This is a genomic window from Streptomyces anatolicus (assembly GCF_019400875.1).
Taxonomy (GTDB): domain Bacteria; phylum Actinomycetota; class Actinomycetes; order Streptomycetales; family Streptomycetaceae; genus Streptomyces; species Streptomyces anatolicus.
Genome location: NZ_WMBF01000100.1, coordinates 1 through 17,520 on the forward strand (window position 1 = coordinate 1; position 17,520 = coordinate 17,520).

The window sequence follows — 17,520 nt, forward strand, 5'->3', positions numbered from 1 at the left end:
CATCGCCAGCATGCCGCCGCCGAGCCCGGCCAGCGCCGCCCCGGTGACGAACGCCGTGAGCTTCAGGGCACGTACCGGCACCCCCGCGGCCGCCGCCCCCGCCTCGTGGTCCCGCATCGCCGCCAGCGCCCGGCCCGTACGGCCTCGGCGCAGCGCGCCGACCAGGAGCAGCGCCCCGCTGAGCAGCACCAGCTCCAGGACGTAGTACGCGCGGTCCCCGCCGAAGCCCGCGGGACGGTCGAGGGAGAGCCCCGACGTGGCGTACGGCTGGGTGAAGACGAAGCGGCTGACCCCCACGCCGACCGCGAACGTCGCGAGGGCCAGCGCGAGACCGTGGCGGCTGATCGCGGGCCAGCCGGTGAGCAGGCCGAGCGGCGCGACGAGCAGGACGGCGACGGCCAGCGCCGCCAGGTGCGGGAGTGCGGGCAGGCCGGGGAAGCGGCCCGCCGCCAGGAGCGCGGTGAAGAGGGCGCCGAGACCCGCGTACGCCGCCTGGCCGAGGGAGATCTGGCCGCCCCGGCCGGTGACGATCACGAGGGAGAGAAGAATGACCGCGAGCGCCGGGACCTGGACCGAGGTCGTCAGGTCCGTGCCCGCGAAGCCGAGCGGGAGGAGGAACAGGACTCCCGTCACGATCCAGGCGCCCGGCGGCGTCGGCACGCGGGCCGTCGCCGTGCGGGGCAGCGCGTCCCGCGAGCCGATGCCCGGCAGGGCCAGCGCCGCGACGAGCAGGGCGATCACGAAGAGGTTCGCCCCGGCGGTCTGGACGAGCTGCTCCAGCCGGCCCGAGGGGTGCAGCCGCGTCAGCTGGCTCTGGGCCACCCCCAGACCGAGCGCCACCGCGACGGCGACGGGCAGGCTGCGCATTCCGGCCGCCACGGCGACCGCTACCACCTCCATCACCAGCAAGGGCATGCCGTATGGGTCGAGTCGTACGAACGGGGCGAGGAGTACGCCGGTGAGGCCGGCGGTGAAGGAGCCGAAGGCCCAGCCCGCCGCGGCGATGCGGTCCGCGTCGACGCCGGAGAGCACGGCGAGCCCGCGGTTGTCGACGACCGCCCGCAGCGCGCCGCCGAAGCGGGTCCAGCGGGTGACCGCCCCGACGGCCGCGGCGAGGGCGACGGCCGCGCCGAGCGGCACCCAGGGGTCGGCGGACCCGAGCGCGGGCGCGTCGGCGCGGGCGCCCGGCCCCCACACGAGGGCCGCCCCGCCGACGAGGAGCACGAAGACGCCGATCGAGGCGACCAGGGTCTGCGCGGGGTCGCCGCCGAGGACGGCGAGCGGGCGGAAGACCGCGCGGTCCAGGAGCAGACCGATGCCGGGCGCCACGACGAGCAGCGTGAGGGCGGCGGCGAGCGGGAGCGGCCAGTGCCACTCTGCGGTCAGGTGGCGCAGGACGTACGCGCAGACCATGGCGATGGCGCCGTGCGCGAAGTTGAGGACGCCGGTCGCGCGGTAGGTGACGATCAGGCCGATGCCGGTGAGCGCGGCGGCGCCGCCGACCGAGAGCCCGGCCAGTGTGAGGTCGTAGCTCAGGGACGCCACCGGGTCATCGCCCCGGCGCGGGTTCGGCGGCGGTCGGCGGGTCGTCGGGCGGCTCGGGGCGGGCCCTCGGAGGCGGCGGTGCGCAGATCGGGCAGGGGGTGAGGGCGCCCCGCGCCAGGGTCGTGGTGTCGGCGGGGGCCGCCTCCGCTCTGCCCGCGACCAGGGGGCAGTCGGCGCGGTGCCACAGGGTGCCGCCGGGGACCGTCCGCAGTTCGTCGCTGGTCGCCACCGGGGCCAGGCCCCGCTCGGGGGCGGTGGCGGGCTCCACCGCGACCAGCAGGCCGTACAGCTCCTCGACGCGCGCCGCCGCCAGGGCGCTCCTGCCGTGCGTGAGCAGCACCGCGCCCGCGATGATCAGTGCCGCGCCCGGCACCGTGCAGGAGGCGAGATAGGGCAGTTGGCGTTCGGCGAACCGCTCCCCGGAGACGCCGTACCAGCCGATCACGCAGAGCACCGCGCCGCCCGCCAGCGCCGCGAGGGCGGCCCACAGGACGGGATGGGCGGCGCGCGGCCGGGCCGGGTCGGCTGTCCGAGCTGTCTGAGCCGCCCGCATCGAGGCCCCCTGGGACACGTCGTCGGTCACGTCGGTCACGCCGGTCACGTCGGTCATGTCGGTCTCGGCAGCCACGGCAGTCATGCCGACCTCGTCGGAGGGCTGTCCATGTCACCCGATCGCTAGCACTATGCCCTCTGGAAGCCGACCCTGAAAGCTCCGAGCCCCGCTGGGCCCGGACCGACACCCGGTGGTGAGCCAGATGATGCGGGCAAGAGTGCGCGGCGCGGCGCTGGCGGCCGCCGCGGTCATGCTGATCGGTCCGGCCGCCATGGCCTGCGGCGACGACAGCGGGGGCGGGGACAGCGGCACGCCGCCCGAGCCGTCCGTGGAGAAAACGTCCACCCCCTCCCAGCCCTCCGAGTCCGCCGAGTCCACCGAGGACGATGCCGACGCGCCCGCCGAACCGGCGGCCGCCGAGAAGGAGGTCCGGGAGAACTGGGAGAAGTTCTTCGACCCCGAGGTCTCCTTGAAGGACAAGGAAGCCGTCCTGGAGAACGGGCCCAAGATGCGCGCCGTCCTCGCGAGCTTCAGCGGCGACGAGCGCGGCGAGCAGGTCGCCGCCGAGGTCGGCGAGGTGGAGTTCACCGCGGCCGACGAGGCCGATGTGACGTACGCGCTGACGCTGAAGGGCGCCACCGCGCTGCCCGACGCCTCCGGGACGGCCGTCAACCAGGACGACACCTGGAAGGTGTCCGTCAAGACCCTCTGCGCGCTGGTGAAGCTGAGCGGGAATGCGTCGCCCGGTCCGGGCTGCTGAGGTTCTGCTCACCGCCGCGCTCCTGCTGGCGGGCGTGGCGAGCGCGGCCTGCGGGAGCCGGCTGCCCGAGAGCGACTTCGAGCGGCGCGGCACCGCCCCCGCCCCGGCGGGCGGGGCGCCGGTCAGGGTCGGCATCATCACCAGCGCCACGAGCCCGGTCGGCGGCGCCGCGTTCACCGGCCCGCGCGACGGCGCCGAGGCCTACTTCGACCGGCTGAACGCGCGCGGCGGCATCCAGGGCCGCCGGGTGGAGGTGCGCACCTGCGACGACGGCGGCAGCGGGGTCGGCAACAACGACTGCGTGCGCGAACTGGTCGACGAGGACAAGGTCGTCGCACTCGTGGCCACCGCCTCCCTGGACTACGCGGGCGCCTCCCGGGTCTCCCGCGCGGGCGTGCCCGACATCGGCGGACAGCCGATCGGGCCCGCGTACGACACCTATCCGCATCTGTACGGGATCTACGGCAGCCTCGCCCCCCGGAACGGGAAGCCGGGCTGGGACGGCAGGCTCTACGGCGGCACCGAGGTCTACCGCTACTTCAAGCGGGAGCAGGGGGCGCGGACCGCGGCCGTCGTCTCCTACAACCAGGCCGCCTCCGCCGCGTACGCCCGTCTGGTCACCCGGGGCCTGAAGGCGGAGGGCTACAAGGTGGTCACCGAGCAGGTCGACTTCGCGCTGCCCAACTTCCGCGCCGCCGCCGCCGACCTGAAGGAGCAGGGCGCCGACCTCGTCTTCGACGCGATGGACACGCACGGCAACGCCCAGCTGTGCGAGGCGATGGACGACGTCGGCGCGGAGGTCACCGCCAAGGTCACCAATGTGCAGAACTGGACCTCGACCGTCGGCGAGGACTACAAGGACGCGCCGCGCTGCCGCAACGCCCTGTGGGCCACCGGATCGAGCAGGAACTACGAGGACACCGCGCACCCGGCCGTACGCGAGTTCCGCGCCGCCATGAAGGCCGGGAAGGACGGCGGGGAGAAGGGGCTCTCGCAGTGGCAGCTGGAGGGCTGGGCCGCCGCCATGTGGTTCACCGACGCGGCGGCCTCGTGCCTGACCGGGGGCGGTGCGGGCGCGGGCGGGGACGTCACGCGCGCGTGCGTGGACCGGTACATGAACCGGAATGAGCCGTACTCCGCGCGCGGACTGCTGCTTCCCGTCACCTTCGAGGAGCGGGCCGAGCCGCCGGGCAGCCGCAGGACGTGTGTGTCGGTGGCTCGTTGGCGGGACGGGAGAGGCTGGGTCAGCCAGGGTGGAGACATGAACGACAACTGCTTCGACGTGCCCCAGCTCGCCTACCGGCCCTGATACGGGGTACCAGGGGGAAGTTCCCTTTCTTGGCCCCCGGTCACGTATCTGTGCCAAAAACAGGTGCCTATGGCACCCAACCTTTGGCCAGGAATATCCGTCTAACCCTGCGGTAGGCGGACGAGGGGGACTGTCCGCATGGAAACGCGGGATACGGGGACGCATGCACATCTCTTTCCTGATACACAACGCGTACGGGATCGGAGGCACGATCCGGACGACGTACAACCTGGCGAACACGCTGGCCCAGCAGCACGACGTCGAGATCGTCTCCGTCTTCCGGCACCGCGACGAGCCGGTGTTCGCGCCTGACCAGCGCGTCCGCCTGAGCCACCTCGTGGACATGCGCAAGGACAGCCCGGGCTTCGAGGGCGAGCACCCCGAGCATCTGCGGCCCGCCCGGACGTTCCCCAGCGCCGAGGGCCGCTACGCCCAGTACAGCGCCCTCACCGACCGGCGCATCGCCGCCCACCTGGCGGCGCTGGACGCGGACGTCGTCGTCGGCACCCGCCCCGGGCTCAATGTGCACATCGCACGCCAGACCGCGCGCGGCCCCCTGCGCGTCGGCCAGGAACACCTGACGCTGGACAGCCACTCCAAGGAACTCCGCCGCCAGCTGCGCAGCGTCTACCCCCGCCTCGACGTCCTGACCACGACGACCGAGGCCGACGCCCACGCCTACACCCGCAAGATGCGGCTGCCCGGCGTCCATGTGCAGGCCCTGCCGAACCCCGTGCCCGCCCCCGGCATAGAGCCCGCCGACGGCTCCCACAAGTGGGTCGTCGCCGCCGGGCGCCTCGCCCCCGTGAAGCGGTACGACCTGCTGATCAGGGCCTTCGACAAGGTGCGGCGCGAGCGCCCCGACTGGCGGCTGCGGATCTACGGCAGCGGCAAGCAGAAGGAGAAGCTGCGCGCCCTGATCGACGAACTCGGCCTCTACAACCACGTCTTCCTCATGGGCGCCGCCCACCCCATCGAGCCCGAGTGGGCCAAGGGCTCGATCGCCGCCGTCACCTCCAGCCTGGAGTCCTTCGGCATGACCATCGTCGAGGCGATGCGCTGCGGGCTGCCCGTCGTCGCCACCGACTGCCCGCACGGCCCGGGCGAGATCATCGACAACGGCGTCGACGGGCGTCTCGTCGAGGTCGGCAACCCGGACGCCATCGCGGGCGGCCTGCTCGAACTGATCAACGACGACTCGCTGCGGCACCGGATGGCGGACGCCGCGCTCCAGGACTCCGAGCGCTTCGACCCGGTCCGGATAGCCGAGCGGTACGACGCGATGTTCACCGGAATGATCACTCAGGGCAGCTCGTTCGGGGGCCGGGTCCGCGGCTCCCTGCACCGCACGCGCGGCGCGCTGCTCGGCGGCGCGTACGCGGTGCGGGACCTCCGGCGCGTACAGACGAAGGGATCGACCGCATGACGTCCTCGGCCACCTCGCAGGCCGCCTCGCACGCCGGGGACGACCGGACGGCCGCCGCGCCGCGCGCCGACTGTGTCGCCGACTCCGCGGGAGGCCTCACCTTCGACGTGACGGACCCCGGCGGGGCCGGGGCGAGGGACACGGTCCATCTGCTGCTGCGCCGCCGGGAAGCCGACTCCGCCGAGGACTACGTCCGGCTGCCGCTCTCCCCGTCGGCCGACGGGCGGCTGCGGGCCGCGCTGCCCAGCAGCGTCGAACTCGCCGAGGGCCGCTGGAACGCGTACGCCCAGGTCGCGGGCGGTGAGCCGCGCCGCCTGATGCCGGGCGTGAACGACCTGCGCTCGCTGGTGGACCGCGCGCCGAGCGGCAGCCGCGGCCATGTCGCGGTACGCATCCCGTACGCGACCAAGCAGGGCAACCTCTCGGTGCGCAGCTGGCTGCGGGCGCCGCACGCCGAGGCGGGCGAACTGGAGCTGGCGGGTACGGCGCTGACCGTGCACGGCCGGCTCTACGGCACCGCGCTGACCGACGCCGCGTACGCCGAGGCCGTCCGGCGCGCCGAACCCGGCCTCGTACACCGGGCCGAGGTCACCGCGGAGGGGCCGGAGTTCACCTTCGGCCTCGACCAGGGCCCGCTCGCCGACAGCGGTCCCGGACCCTGGGACCTGTGGCTGCGCCCGGCGGGCGAGAGCGGGCCGCGCGTACGCGTCGCCCGCCTCCTCGACGACATCCCGGACAAGAAGACGATCTTCACTTACCCGGTGGTGCGCCGCGAGAGTCCGCACGGGGCGGTCGAGGTCGGCCCGTACTACACGAACGACAACGACCTGGCCGTCCGCGTCCGGGAGACCTAGACGGAGGCGCCCCGTCAGGGGCGCGGGGAACTGCGCGACCGGCCCGAGGCGGTCCGCAGCCGCCGAAGGACCAGCGGAGGCAGACGCGTCCGCGCCGGGGCGGACCGGGAATGCGTCCGCGCCAGGGCGGACCCGAAGGCGGGAGCTGAGGACCGTGGCTGTCCTGAACCCGGGGCACAATCGCGTGCATGTTGGAGACCTCGGCACGACTGCTCCGCCTGCTCTCCCTGCTGCAGGCCCACCGCGACTGGTCCGGCGCGGACCTCGCCGACCGGCTCGGCGTCACCCCGCGCACGGTCCGCCGTGACGTGGACCGGCTGCGCGAACTCGGCTACCCCGTCAACGCGAGCCCCGGCACCGGCGGCGGCTACCAGCTCGGCGCGGGGGCCGAGCTGCCGCCGCTGCTCCTGGACGACGACGAGGCGGTCGCGGTCGCCGTCGGCCTGCGCACCGCCGCCGGACAGGGCATCGAGGGCATCGGCGAGACCTCGGTGCGCGCCCTCACCAAGCTGGAACAGGTGCTGCCGAGCAGGCTGCGCCACCGCGTCGGCGCCCTCAACGCCTTCACCGTGCCGATGCTGCGCGCCCCCCAGCCGCAGGGCGTGGACCCCGCGGTCCTGACCGAACTCGCGGGCGTGTGCCGGGACGCCGAGCGGCTGCGGTTTGAATACCGCGACCACAAGGGCGGTACGAGCCGCCGCGTCGTCGAGCCGCACCGGCTCGTGTGCACCGAGCGCCGCTGGTACCTCGTCGCGTGGGATCTGGAGCGCGAGGACTGGCGTACGTTCCGCGTGGACCGCGTCACGCCGAAACCGCCGCACGGGCCGCGCTTCGCACCGCGCACCCCGCCGGCCGGCGACCTGGCCTCGTATGTGTCGCGGGGCGTCTCCACGCGCGCGTACGCCGCGCAGGCCGTGGTCCGCCTCCTCGTGCCGCTGGAGGAGGCCGCCCAGCGGATCACCCCGAGCGCCGGCACCTTGGAGGCGGAGACCGAGCGCAGCTGTCTGCTGCGCACGGGGGCTCCGAGCCTGGACGTGATGGTGTTCCACGTGATGTTCATGGGCTTCGAGTTCGAGGTCGTGGAGCCCACCGCGCTCGCCGACCGGATCAGGGAGTCCCGGGACCTCCTGAGCCGGGCCCTGGACCGGGGTGCTGGGTCTGCGGATCCTCGGGGGGCCGGTCCGTCCGCCACTCCGTGAACGCCGCGTACTCGGGGTGGTGCAGGTCGAAGGCGGGGGACTCGGAGCGGATCCGGGGCAGCGTGCGGAAGTTGTGGCGCGGCGGCGGGCAGGACGTCGCCCACTCCAGGGAGCGGCCGAACCCCCAGGGGTCGTCGGTCTCGACTTTCTCGCCGTACTTGGCGGTCCTCCAGACGTTGTAGAGGAACGGCAGGGTGGAGAGGCCGAGCAGGAACGCCCCGATGGTCGAGACGGTGTTGAGGACCGTGAAGCCGTCCGCCGCCAGATAGTCGGCGTAGCGGCGCGGCATGCCCTCGGCGCCCAGCCAGTGCTGGACGAGGAAGGTGGTGTGGAAGCCCACGAAGAGCGTCCAGAACTGGATCTTGCCCAGGCGTTCGTCGAGCATCTTGCCCGTCAGCTTCGGCCACCAGAAGAAGAAGCCGCCGAACGTCGCGAAGACGACCGTGCCGAACACGACGTAGTGGAAGTGCGCGACGACGAAGTACGAGTCGGTGACGTGGAAGTCGAGCGGCGGCGAGGCGAGGATGACGCCCGTGAGGCCGCCGAAGAGGAAGCTCACCAGGAACCCGACCGCCCACAGCATCGGCGTCTCGAAGGAGAGTGAGCCCCTGAGCATCGTGCCCGTCCAGTTGAAGAACTTCACGCCCGTCGGGACCGCGATGAGGAACGACACGAACGAGAAGAAGGGCAGCAGCACCGCGCCCGTCGCGAACATGTGGTGCGCCCACACGACCACCGAGAGCCCCGTGATGGCCATCGTCGCGCCGACCAGCGGCAGATAGCCGAACATCGGTTTGCGGCTGAAGACCGGGATGATCTCCGTGATGATGCCGAAGAACGGCAGCGCGATGATGTACACCTCGGGGTGCCCGAAGAACCAGAAGAGGTGCTGCCACAGCAGCGCGCCCCCGTTCTCCGAGGCGAAGACGAGCGAGTGGAAGCGCCGGTCCGCCTCCAGGACGAGCAGCGCGGCGGCGAGCACGGGGAAGGCGATCAGCACCAGGATCGAGGTGAACAGCACGTTCCAGGTGAAGATCGGCATCCGGAACATCGTCATTCCGGGGGCGCGCATCCCGATGATCGTCGTCAGGAAGTTCACCGCGCCGAGGATCGTGCCGAAGCCGGAGAGCGCCAGCCCCATGATCCACAGGTCGGCGCCGATGCCCGGCGACCGCTCCATGCTGTTGAGCGGGGCGTACGCGAACCAGCCGAAGGCCGCGGGCCCGCTCGGCACGAGCAGCGAGCCGAGCACCATCAGGCCGCCGAAGAGGAAGAGCCAGTACGAGAGCATGTTCAGCCGGGGGAAGGCGACGTCCGGCGAGCCGATCTGCAGCGGCATGATCTCGTTGGCGAACCCCGCGAACGTCGGGGTCGCGAAGAGCAGCAGCATGATCGTGCCGTGCATGGTGAAGGCCTGGTTGAACTCCTCGTTGGTCATCAGCTGGAGTCCCGGGCGGGCCAGTTCGGCCCGCATCATCAGGGCCATCAGACCGGCGGCGAGGAAGAAGACGAACGACGTGATGAGGTAGAGGTGGCCGATCTTCTTGTGGTCGGTGGTGGTCAGCCACTCCACCACCACCCGGCCTCGCCGCCGCTCCGGCCCCGGCCGCTCGACCGCCCGTACCGTCTCGGTCCCCATCTCCCGCCCCTTCGCCGTCGCGTCCCGGGCCCGCCCGCGCCCGCTCGAAGCCGCTCGAAGCTCACGCCATGATGCGCGCGCCGGTGCCGACTCCGACAGGGGGCGTACGCCGCTTCCGGGCGGGCGGCGCACGGGGCGCCGACCCGGAACCATGAATTCCCTATGCGCCGTCACCTCCGGTGGCGGGGGCCGGGATTCCGAAATGCGGAGGGTTCGTAAAGGGCCTTCTGTGCTATTCGGGGAGGGTAATTCAGGCGGTTGCGGCCACCGCTTGCGCGCGTTGGGGAGCCGCCTGTGAATTACACCGTTCCCCGTACGGAACCGCCCATACGTGTGACGGAGTTCGGCCGAAACGCGCGTCGTGATCCTGTGACAGAAGCGTGACCGGAGAGGGACCCGTGACGCTTGGTGTGCGGTCCCGGCCTTCCGTGGCGGACCCGCGCCGCCTAACGTGGCGGCCATGGCACCTATCCCGACCCCACCCGCAGAGCCCCAGGACAGCCCGGACCGTTACGTGGGCCTGGCGGCCGACGACGCCGAGCGGCAGGCGCGCGAGCGCGGCTGGTCCACCGTCAGGTCGCTGCCCCCGGGGACGATGATCACCATGGAGTACCTCGCGGGGCGGCTCAACTTCGAGGTCAAGGAGGGCGTCGTGACGCGCTCCTGGAAGGGCTGAGCGCCCGCTCGCGGCAACGGCGCACGGCGAAGGCCCCGGCTCCTCGACGGAACCGGGGCCTTTCGCGGTGCGGGGGACGGGCTGTGCGTACCGGCGCCCCCGCCGCCGGGGTCAGCCGCCCGCCACCGGGCGGGCGGAGGTGGTGCCGCGCGAGACGCGGTCGGGGTGCGGCGGGCGGCGGCTGCCCGCCGGGGTGACCGGTGTGCGCTCGGAGCGGGCCGTGTGCGGGCCCGGCGCGAGGTAGGCAGGGGGGCGTCCGGCGCGGGCGGCGCCGACCGTCTCGCGGGCCGGTGCGCTCTCCTCGGCGGCGGGGCGCTGGGGCACCATCGCGGGGACGCCGACCGGCGCCGTGACGGGCCCGGGCAGGGCCGCGGTACCCGCGCGGCGGGCGCGCCAGGAGTCGCGCAGGCCAAGGACGGCCGCCTCGATCCGGGAGATCAGCGGCTCGAACCAGGGCAGCGCCAGCAGGATGAGCAGCCCCGCGGCCCAGCCGAGGAAGACGTCGCTCAGCCAGTGCGTACCGAGGTAGACGGTGGTGAGGCCGACGCTCAGGGAGACCACTGCCGACAGGGCCGACAGATAGCGGCGGGTGCGCGGGGTGGAGGCCATATAGGCCAGGATTCCCCAGGTCACGACGGCGTTGGCGGTGTGGCCGGAGGGGAATATATCGCCGCCCAGCCACATCTCGTTCGAGCCGATCGCGGTGGCGTAGTGCGGACCGAGACGGCCCATGCCGATCTTGGCGGCGCCGACCGTCGCGTTGAGCAGGAGCAGCGCAGCGCCGAACATCAGCAGCGGGCGCAGCGTGTGCTGCCGCCAGGAGCGCCAGCCGAGCCAGGCCGCGACCATGACGGCGGTCGGGCCGCGCTGGCCGAGGACGACCCAGTAGTCGAGGAAGGCGTGGATCTCCGGCCACTGCTGGTAGGGCCGGAAGAACATGACCTGCCAGTCGAACCGCACCAGCCACGAGGTGGTCAGCACGGCGACGACGATGGCGAGGTAGAACGCCAGGGTCGAGCCGCAGAGCACGACCCGGTGCCGGCTCATCCTCGGGACATCGAGGTGGGCCGGTCGTTCCGGCTCACGGTCCAGCCGGGCGAAGACCCGGTCAAGACGGGTGAGGTTTCGTTCGGTACGCACCCAATCGACGTTACAGCGAGTGAGTCTGGCACTAGGCCGAATCAGTGGCTTTGTGATGACGATGTGATGTGGGATTGATCTCAGGGCGGGGTTTATTCCTGGGATTTCCTATTCGGTCACAGCCGCCTTACTCAATTCGTTGATCGTTTCCGATGTCATTTTATGGCGCTTATGAATTCGTTCACCGGGACCTGGTGCGGAATTCTCCGTACGGTCACCGCGGCGGCCAGGAATGATCATGACGGGATCACGGCGGGCCCGAGCCGTGCAGCCAGAACGCCCCGTAGACCGCGCCCACCACGGCCACACCCCCGAGGACCAGCGCCGACCTGGACGTACGCAGCCGGGCGAGCGCCACCGCGAGGGGCAGGAGGAGCGGGAAGGCGGGCATCAGGAGGCGCGGCTTCGAGCCGAAGTAGCCCGCCGCGCACAGCGCCAGCGCGACGACGATCCCGGAGTAGACGAGCAGCGGCAGCGGCTGCCCCTGCCGTACGCCCACGACGTACAGCCGGACCACGAGCGCCACCCCGACGATGAGACCGATGCCCGCGAGGGCACCGGGGACGGAGGTGAACTTCTCCCCGATGAAACGCGCGAAGGCGTAACCGAAGTCGAAGCCGTTGCCCCAACCCGCCTGGACGTCGAGATAGCCGAAGAGACCGCCGCCCGTGCGGTGCCCCACCCACAGCACATAAGCCGCCGCGCCGAGCGGGGCCAGGACTACCCCGAGGACCATGTGCCGGTCGGCCTGACGCTTCCGACGCTCCCGGTACACCTGGACCGCCGCCGCCACCCAGATCGCGGCGACCACCGCCGCGCCCACCGGCCGGGTCAGCCCCGCACCCGAGGCGAGCACGCCCGCCAGGACCCACCGCCCCCTGAGCACCGCGTACAGCGACCAGGCGGCCAGCGCCGTGAACAGGGACTCGCTGTACGCCATCGACTGCACGACGCCGACCGGCAGCACCGCCCAGAGCGCCACCGCGCAGACCCCCGCCCGGCGCCCGTACACATGGTCGGCGACCGCGAAGATCCCCGCGGCGGCGAAGAGCGACGCGACCCAGCTCACCACCAGGCCCGCGTCGGCGTACGACAAGGGGCTGACCGCCGAGACGAGCCGCTCCAGCCAGGGCAGGAGCGGGAAGAACGCGAGGTTGGAGTGGACGCTGCCGTCCGGCAGCGTCACCTGCCAGCCGTAGCCGTGCTCGGCGACGCGGGTGTACCAGAGCGAGTCCCAGCGGGCGGCCAGCAGCGTGTGCGGGCTCTTGCCGGCCGCCGCGCCCCACACCGCGAGCACCGCGAGGCCCAGCGCGCGCACCCCCGCGTACACGAGGAGGGCGGGCGCGGCACGGCGCAGCGCGTGGCCCGCCGGGGCGGGTGAGAGGCGTGGGGCAAGAGTGGTCACGGGCTCGATTATCGGCCGCGGCCGGAACCGGACGCCCGCCCGGGGCGTGCTCCGGGTACGGGAGCGTGGCGTACACCACATGGCATCCGTACAACCATGAGAGGTCCGCCACGCGCCCCAGGAGCGAACTCGCGTACTCTGACGGCTCACTCGCCTTTGTCTGCGCCGCCGGACGCCACTGTCTGCGCCGCCGGAGCGGGAGCCCCCGTCCCGCAGGCCGCCGATGCGAGGGATCACTGGGAGGTACGCACATGTCCGGGACGACCACGGCCGCAGCACCGCAGGGCCGTCGGGGATCCGGGGCCGGTGCCGGGGCCAACCGCTGGCTCGTGCTCGTCGTGCTCTGCGTCAGCCTGCTGCTGGTCGCCGTCGACGCCACCGTTCTGCACGTCGCCGTGCCCGCGGTCACCGAGGACCTGAAGCCCGGCGCGATCGAACTGCTGTGGATCGTCGACATCTATCCACTGGTCTGCGCCTCGCTCCTCATCCTGTTCGGCACGCTCGGCGACCGAGTCGGGCGCAGACGCGTCCTCCTGCTCGGATACGCGCTCTTCGGCGTCGCCTCCGCCGTCGCGGCCCTCGCCGACAACGCGCAGGTCCTCATCGCCGCCCGGGCGCTGCTCGGCGTCGGCGGCGCGATGATCATGCCCGCGACCCTGTCGATCCTGCGCCAGGTCTTCCCCGACCGGCGTGAGCGGGCCGTCGCCATCGGCGTCTGGAGCGCGGTGGCGGCGGTCGGCGCGGCCGTCGGGCCGCTGCTCGGCGGCTTCCTCCTCGAACACTTCTGGTGGGGCTCGGTCTTCCTCATCAACATCCCGCTGATGCTGGTCAGCCTGCCGATCGGACGCTGGCTGCTGCCCGAGTCCACCGGTGGCCAGAACGGGCCGTGGGACGTGGTCGGCGCGCTGATGGCCGCGGGCGGGCTCTTCGGGCTCGTGCTCGGCGTGAAGCGGCTCGGCGGCGGGGAGTCGCCGCTCGACGCCACCACCCTTGCCGCCCTCGCCGTGGGCGCCGGTCTGCTCGTCGGCTTCGTCCGCAGACAGCGGCGGCGCAAGCACCCGCTCGTCGATCTGTCGATGTTCGCGCGGCCCGCGTTCAGCACGTCGGTGGGCTGCATCGTGCTCGCCATGCTCGCGCTCGTGGGGCTCGAACTGATCGCCGCGCAGTACTTGCAGCTGGTGCTCGGCCTCTCCCCGCTGGAGACCGGGCTGCGGCTGCTTCCGCTCACCATCGCCGCGATGGCCGCGGGGCTCGCCGGATCGAAGATGCTGCACCGCTTCGGGCCGCGCAGGATGGTCTGCGCCGGGTTCTGCCTCACCGCGTTCGCCGTGGTGGTGCTCACCGGCATGGGCGGCCACGCCAACGACGGGCTGCTCCTCACCGGTTTCGTCCTGCTCGGTTTCGGCCTGGAGACCACGCTCTTCGGCGCGTACGAGTCGATGCTGAGCGAGGCGCCCCAGTCCGAGGCGGGCGGGGCCGCGGCGATCGGCGAGACCTCCTACCAGCTGGGCGCGGGCATCGGCATCGCGCTGCTCGGCACGGTCATGAACGCGGCGTACGCGCCGGGGCTCTCCTCGGTGCGGGGGGTGCCCGCGGCCGACAGCGCGGCCGCCAGTCACTCGCTGGGGGAGGCGTACGAGGTCGCCGCGCGGCTCGGCGGTGAGGCGGGGGCCGCCCTGCGGGCCGCGGCGCGGGACTCCTTCGTCCACGGGCTGCATGTGACCCTGCTGGTCAGCGCGGGGCTGCTGCTGCTCGGGGCGCTCGCGGCGCTGCGGCTGCCGCGGGGCATGGAGTGTGGCGCGCCCGCGGCGCGGGCCGAGCAGAGTATTCCGGCGCCCCGCGACCCCGCGGGGGTCGGGGTCGACTCCCGCCGCTGAGGTCTTGATGGCCTCCGGCCGGGGATTCAGCGCGCCTCAGGGCCCTGGACGTGCGGGACACTGCGTCGTAACGTCAGCGCGAGTCGTAGCTAACTACCAGCGCTAGTTTTGTGCCGCCGGAGGCCCGCATGTCCGCAAGCGCCCGCACCCCTCTGCCGCCTTTCGACCCCGCCGACCCCCTGGGTATCGACGACCTCCTCGCCCCGGAGGACCTGGCGATCCGCGACACCGTGCGCGGCTGGGCCGCCGACCGGGTGCTGCCGCACATCGCGGACTGGTACGAGAAGGGCGAGCTGCCGGGCATCCACGAGCTGGCCCGCGAGCTGGGCTCCCTCGGGGCGCTCGGCATGTCCCTGGAGGGCTATGGCTGCGCGGGCGCGAGCGCCGTTCAGTACGGGCTCGCCTGTCTGGAGCTAGAGGCCGCCGACTCCGGCATCCGCTCGCTCGTCTCGGTGCAGGGCTCCCTCGCGATGTACGCCATCCACCGCTTCGGCTCCGAGGAGCAGAGGCAGCGGTGGCTGCCCGGGATGGCGGCGGGCGAGATCATCGGCTGCTTCGGTCTGACCGAGCCCGACCACGGCTCCGACCCGGCGGCCATGCGGACGTACGCGAAGAGGGACGGCGCCGACTGGCTGCTCAGCGGGCGCAAGATGTGGATCACGAACGGTTCGGTGGCCGGGGTCGCCGTCGTCTGGGCACAGACCGGGGAGGGGATCAGGGGGTTCGTCGTGCCGACCGACAGTCCCGGCTTCTCGGCGCCCGAGATCAAGCACAAGTGGTCGCTGCGGGCGAGCGTCACCAGTGAGCTGGTGATGGACGAGGTGCGGCTGCCCGCCGACGCGGTCCTGCCGGAGGTCGTCGGCCTCAAGGGCCCGCTCAGCTGCCTGTCCCACGCGCGCTACGGCATCGTCTGGGGTGCGATGGGCGCCGCCCGCGCCTCGTTCGAGGCGGCGGTGGAGTACGCGAAGACCCGCGAGCAGTTCGGCCGGCCCATCGGCGGCTTCCAGCTCACCCAGGCCAAGCTCGCCGACATGGCGGTCGAGCTGCACAAGGGCATCCTGCTCGCCCACCATCTCGGGCGGCGCCTGGACACGGGCAGGCTCCGTCCCGAGCAGGTCAGTTTCGGCAAGCTCAACAACGTACGAGAGGCGATCGAGATCTGCCGCACGTCCAGGACGATCCTGGGCGCCAACGGGATCTCGCTCGAATACCCCGTCATGCGGCACGCGACGAACCTCGAATCGGTGCTCACCTATGAGGGCACCGTCGAGATGCATCAGCTGGTGCTGGGCAAGGCGCTCACCGGTCTCGACGCCTTCCGGTGACCGTGACCCCGTTCGTGGTGGGGACGGCGACCCGGGTGGGCCCCGGTGAGCGTCCTTGCCCTAGCTCTGGTTGAAGAAGCCGTCCGAGGGACGGCCCGCGGCCTCCCCGCTGACGATGTGCGTGTCGGCGGGGGTCAGCAGGAAGACCCGCGTCGCCACGCGCTCGATCGAACCGCGCAGACCGAAGGTGAGACCGGCCGCGAAGTCGACCACGCGCTTGGCGTCGGTGGGCTCCATGGCCGTGAGGTTCATGATGACCGGCACGCCGTCCCGGAACAGCTCGCCGATGTGGCGCGCGTCCCGGAAGCTGTCCGGGGTCACGGTTCCGATCCGGCGCTCGTGGTCCTCGGCCGCCTCCGGAGCCACCCGCGCGCGCGGGTCGGTGACCCAGGCCTCCGGCCGGGCGGGTCCCTCGTCCCGGTCGTCCTCGTAGCCGTCGTCGTAGTAACGCTCGTCGTTGTTGTCGTCGACGAGGCCAAGCCAAGCGCTTGCCTTGCGCACCGATCCCATGGACGCCTCCTCTCACAGCGGTTTCCCTGCATCCGCATCCCTATGCTCGTCCATGATGCGGATGGTGCGCCAAGTGGATAGTCGCCGCGCGGGGTTTTCGTGACGGTACTGGTGCAGAGTCAACACGCCGACGCACGCCCTACTTCAAGGGTCGTACTGTGTACGGTTGCTGACGGAGAGTGAAATGTGATGATTCGCGGCGTACGGGTGACGGCGGGTACGTACGGGTGAACGAGTCTGGCTACGATGCCGGGGTTGAGCAGTTTCCGGCCACTCGGGGGAGCCGTCGTCTTGTTCGGAATCGTCAGACCCTGCGCCCATCGCCTCGGCGAGGGGCTCAAGACGCAGTGGATGGCGCACCTGTGCGGGCTCTGCCTCGCACTGCGCGGCGACCACGGGCAGTTCGCCCGCGTCGTCACCAACTACGACGGGCTCATCATCTCGGTTCTGACGGAGGCTCAGGCCGAACGGTCGACCGGGTGGCGGCGCACCGCGGGGCCCTGCCCCCTGCGCGGGATGCGGACGGCCTCCGTCGCGCGGGGCGAGGGCGCGCGGCTCGCCGCCGCCGTCTCGCTGGTGCTCGCCTCGGCGAAGGTCCGCGACCACGTCGTCGACGGGGACGGCCTGCTGGCGCGCCGCCCGGTGGCTCTCGCCGCGCGGCGCGTGGCCCGGAGCTGGGACAGGGCGGGCGCGCGGACCGGCTCCGATGTGGGGTTCGACACGGCGGTCCTGCTCGACGCCGTCGAACGGCAGGCGGGCGTCGAGGCCTTGGCGGGCCCCGACACCTCGCTGCTCACCGTCACCGAGCCGACCGAGACGGCGACCGCGGCGGCCTTCGCGCACACCGCGGTGCTCGCGGGGCGGCCCGGCAACGTGGAGCCGCTCGCCGAGGCCGGCCGGCTCTTCGGCCGCCTCGCGCATCTGCTCGATGCCGTGGAGGACAGGGAAGCTGACGCCGCGTCGGGTGCGTGGAACCCGCTCACCGCGACCGGCACCTCCCTCGCGGAGGCGCGCCGCCTCGCCGACGACGCGCTGCACGGCATACGTCTGGCACTGCGGGATGCCGCGTTCACCGACGGCAAGCTCGCGCATGTACTGCTCGCGCATGAGCTGCGCCGGTCGGTCGATCGCGCGTTCGGGAACGGGGCGTGCGGGCACGCCCACGAGGTGACGGCTCATCAGGCGGGGGCCTTCGGGGCTCCGCATCAGCATCAGCATCCGCAGCAGGGTGGCCCTTACGGGAGCCAGGGGGGCGGGCCTTATGGCTCGCAGAATCCTTATGGGGGTGGTAATCCGTATGGG

General features: G+C 72.4%; 15 protein-coding genes. 9 read left to right on the plus strand and 6 right to left on the minus strand.

All coding sequences use genetic code 11. The annotated features are described in order from the left end of the window. A partial coding sequence (locus tag GKQ77_RS12375) for an ABC transporter permease subunit (RefSeq protein ID WP_443728918.1) occupies positions 1-1,545 on the minus strand: 1,545 nt, incomplete at its 3' end. Positions 1,546-1,549: 4 nt separating this feature from the next. After that, positions 1,550-2,098, minus strand: a complete 549-nt coding sequence (locus GKQ77_RS12380) for a hypothetical protein (RefSeq protein WP_219688779.1) — start codon at positions 2,096-2,098, stop codon at positions 1,550-1,552. A gap of 202 nt (positions 2,099-2,300) precedes the next feature. Here GKQ77_RS12380 and GKQ77_RS12385 point away from each other — a divergent pair, with 202 nt between their 5' ends. The 5 genes from GKQ77_RS12385 (at position 2,301) to GKQ77_RS12405 (ending at position 7,646) form a co-directional block, all read left to right on the plus strand. Continuing rightward, positions 2,301-2,858 (plus strand): MTB12 C-terminal domain-containing protein, encoded by a 558-nt coding sequence (locus GKQ77_RS12385; protein ID WP_308117638.1) that lies wholly within the window; start codon positions 2,301-2,303, stop codon positions 2,856-2,858. Beyond that, positions 2,833-4,167 carry an ABC transporter substrate-binding protein gene (locus tag GKQ77_RS12390; RefSeq protein ID WP_219688767.1) on the plus strand — a complete coding sequence of 445 codons (1,335 nt, stop codon included), beginning with the start codon at positions 2,833-2,835 and terminating at the stop codon, positions 4,165-4,167. Before GKQ77_RS12385 ends, GKQ77_RS12390 begins: the two co-directional genes overlap by 26 nt. Before the next feature lie 163 nt (positions 4,168-4,330). Then, positions 4,331-5,593, plus strand: a complete 1,263-nt coding sequence (locus tag GKQ77_RS12395; protein WP_219688768.1) for a glycosyltransferase family 4 protein — start codon at positions 4,331-4,333, stop codon at positions 5,591-5,593. Beyond that, a complete protein-coding gene (locus tag GKQ77_RS12400) occupies positions 5,590-6,447 on the plus strand; it encodes a FixH family protein (protein ID WP_219688769.1) in 858 nt (285 codons plus the stop codon). The genes GKQ77_RS12395 and GKQ77_RS12400 overlap by 4 nt, the downstream gene beginning before the upstream one ends. A gap of 188 nt (positions 6,448-6,635) precedes the next feature. Continuing rightward, positions 6,636-7,646, plus strand: a complete 1,011-nt coding sequence (locus tag GKQ77_RS12405) for a helix-turn-helix transcriptional regulator (RefSeq protein WP_219688770.1) — start codon at positions 6,636-6,638, stop codon at positions 7,644-7,646. Here the strand turns inward: GKQ77_RS12405 and ctaD are convergent. Beyond that, entirely contained in the window at positions 7,555-9,285 is a 1,731-nt protein-coding gene (gene ctaD / locus GKQ77_RS12410) for an aa3-type cytochrome oxidase subunit I (RefSeq protein ID WP_219688771.1), read from the minus strand. The genes GKQ77_RS12405 and ctaD overlap by 92 nt on opposite strands. 460 nt (positions 9,286-9,745) lie before the next feature. Between ctaD and GKQ77_RS12415 the strand changes: the two genes are divergently transcribed. Next, positions 9,746-9,961, plus strand: coding sequence for an I78 family peptidase inhibitor (locus GKQ77_RS12415; protein WP_219688772.1), 216 nt, complete (start codon positions 9,746-9,748; stop codon positions 9,959-9,961). 111 nt (positions 9,962-10,072) lie between these two features. On the opposite strand, the gene GKQ77_RS12420 is transcribed toward GKQ77_RS12415, so the two are convergent. Together GKQ77_RS12420 and GKQ77_RS12425 are read right to left on the minus strand one after the other, a co-directional pair. Beyond that, positions 10,073-11,101 carry a phosphatase PAP2 family protein gene (locus GKQ77_RS12420; RefSeq protein WP_219688773.1) on the minus strand — a complete coding sequence of 343 codons (1,029 nt, stop codon included), beginning with the start codon at positions 11,099-11,101 and terminating at the stop codon, positions 10,073-10,075. A 247-nt stretch (positions 11,102-11,348) separates the two neighbouring features. Beyond that, complete coding sequence (locus GKQ77_RS12425) at positions 11,349-12,506, minus strand: glycosyltransferase family 39 protein (protein ID WP_308117639.1); 1,158 nt, start codon at positions 12,504-12,506, stop codon at positions 11,349-11,351. Between the two features lie 251 nt (positions 12,507-12,757). On the opposite strand from GKQ77_RS12425, the gene GKQ77_RS12430 reads away from it, so the two are divergent. Further along, positions 12,758-14,383, plus strand: a complete 1,626-nt coding sequence (locus GKQ77_RS12430) for an MFS transporter (protein WP_219688775.1) — start codon at positions 12,758-12,760, stop codon at positions 14,381-14,383. Between the two features lie 128 nt (positions 14,384-14,511). After that, on the plus strand, positions 14,512-15,708 hold the full coding sequence (locus GKQ77_RS12435) for an acyl-CoA dehydrogenase family protein (RefSeq protein WP_219688776.1): 1,197 nt from the start codon (positions 14,512-14,514) through the stop codon (positions 15,706-15,708). A gap of 60 nt (positions 15,709-15,768) precedes the next feature. Here the strand turns inward: GKQ77_RS12435 and GKQ77_RS12440 are convergent, their stop codons facing one another. Beyond that, the gene (locus tag GKQ77_RS12440) at positions 15,769-16,218 is read right to left on the minus strand and encodes a cell division protein SepF (protein WP_219688777.1); all 450 of its coding nucleotides are present in this window, start codon (positions 16,216-16,218) and stop codon (positions 15,769-15,771) included. 291 nt (positions 16,219-16,509) lie between these two features. Between GKQ77_RS12440 and GKQ77_RS12445 the strand changes: the two genes are divergently transcribed. After that, positions 16,510-17,520: DUF5685 family protein (locus GKQ77_RS12445; protein ID WP_219688778.1), on the plus strand; the 1,011-nt coding region annotated here is incomplete at its 3' end.

Excerpts from the sequence above, each read along its gene's own strand:
- GKQ77_RS12440 (WP_219688777.1), bottom strand. The coding sequence starts at position 16,218 with ATGGGATCGGTGCGCAAGGCAAGCGCTTGGCTTGGCCTCGTCGACGAC.
- GKQ77_RS12400 (WP_219688769.1), top strand. The coding sequence starts at position 5,590 with ATGACGTCCTCGGCCACCTCGCAGGCCGCCTCGCACGCCGGGGACGAC.
- GKQ77_RS12435 (WP_219688776.1), top strand. The coding sequence starts at position 14,512 with ATGTCCGCAAGCGCCCGCACCCCTCTGCCGCCTTTCGACCCCGCCGAC.
- GKQ77_RS12385 (WP_308117638.1), top strand. The coding sequence starts at position 2,301 with ATGATGCGGGCAAGAGTGCGCGGCGCGGCGCTGGCGGCCGCCGCGGTC.
- ctaD (WP_219688771.1), bottom strand. The coding sequence starts at position 9,285 with ATGGGGACCGAGACGGTACGGGCGGTCGAGCGGCCGGGGCCGGAGCGG.
- GKQ77_RS12380 (WP_219688779.1), bottom strand. The coding sequence starts at position 2,098 with ATGCGGGCGGCTCAGACAGCTCGGACAGCCGACCCGGCCCGGCCGCGC.
- GKQ77_RS12390 (WP_219688767.1), top strand. The coding sequence starts at position 2,833 with ATGCGTCGCCCGGTCCGGGCTGCTGAGGTTCTGCTCACCGCCGCGCTC.
- GKQ77_RS12415 (WP_219688772.1), top strand. The coding sequence starts at position 9,746 with ATGGCACCTATCCCGACCCCACCCGCAGAGCCCCAGGACAGCCCGGAC.
- GKQ77_RS12430 (WP_219688775.1), top strand. The coding sequence starts at position 12,758 with ATGTCCGGGACGACCACGGCCGCAGCACCGCAGGGCCGTCGGGGATCC.
- GKQ77_RS12405 (WP_219688770.1), top strand. The coding sequence starts at position 6,636 with ATGTTGGAGACCTCGGCACGACTGCTCCGCCTGCTCTCCCTGCTGCAG.
- GKQ77_RS12395 (WP_219688768.1), top strand. The coding sequence starts at position 4,331 with ATGCACATCTCTTTCCTGATACACAACGCGTACGGGATCGGAGGCACG.